Source organism: Oleiphilus sp. HI0061, assembly GCF_001635675.1.
This window is the reverse complement of the sequence record NZ_LWFE01000018.1, coordinates 1-1,013: the sequence shown is the minus strand read 5'-3', so window position 1 is coordinate 1,013 and position 1,013 is coordinate 1. Positions and strand designations below refer to the sequence as shown.

General features: G+C 45.5%; 2 protein-coding genes. Both read left to right on the top strand.

The window, feature by feature from the left end:
- Positions 1–373, top strand: a 373-nt coding sequence (gene cysD, locus A3735_RS00375; protein ID WP_156499269.1) for a sulfate adenylyltransferase subunit CysD, incomplete at its 5' end; no start/stop codon positions are given.
- Between the two features lie 94 nt (positions 374–467).
- The coding region (locus A3735_RS00370; RefSeq protein ID WP_156499268.1) for a GTP-binding protein at positions 468–1,013 on the top strand (546 nt) is incomplete at its 3' end.

Genomic DNA, 1,013 nt, shown 5'->3' with positions numbered 1-1,013 from the left:
AAGCATTCGTGTATTCCCTTTATCTAACTGGACAGAACTTGATATCTGGCAGTACATCCACCTGGAAAACATCGATATCGTTCCACTTTATTTCTCAGCGAAGCGACCTGTTGTTGAACGTGACGGCGTCATGATCATGGTTGATGATGAACGTATGCCGATTGAAGAAGGTGAAAAGGTAGAGATGAAGTCGGTACGCTTCCGTACGCTTGGTTGCTACCCGCTAACGGGTGCAGTTGAGTCTGAAGCGACAACCTTGCCCGAAATAATTCAGGAAATGCTACTAACCACCTCCTCTGAAAGACAAGGCCGCGTCATTGATCACGACCAGGCAGGCTCAATGGAGCAGAAGAAGCGCGAAGGTTATTTCTAGGCCAGCATATACGTACAAAGCTGATACATAGCAACCAAGATTATTGCCTCACGCTAAGACCCAGCGCGAGGCAGCAAATAAAGAGATAGTTTACATGTCACACCAGTCAGATCTTATCAGTGAAGATATTAACGAATATCTGAAGCAACACGAACAAAAAGAACTACTACGTCTTCTTACTTGTGGTAGCGTTGACGACGGCAAGAGCACACTTATTGGCCGACTACTTCATGACTCTCAAATGATTTATGAAGATCAACTTGAAGCAATTAAGAAAGACAGCGTTAAGTCCGGCACCAACGAAGGTGAAATCGACCTTGCACTATTAGTTGACGGCCTACAGGCTGAGNGCGAGCAAGGCATCACCATTGATGTTGCTTATCGTTATTTCTCAACTGCTAAACGCAAGTTCATCATCGCCGACACTCCCGGACACGAGCAATATACTCGTAACATGGCAACTGGTGCGTCAACTGCTGACCTGGCAATCATCCTGATCGATGCACGTCACGGTGTATTAACGCAAACCAAACGTCACTCATTTATTGCTTCTTTACTGGGTATTAAGCACGTCATCGTTGCCATCAATAAGATGGATCTGGTTGACTACAGCGAAGAGCGCTTTAATGAAATCAAGAGC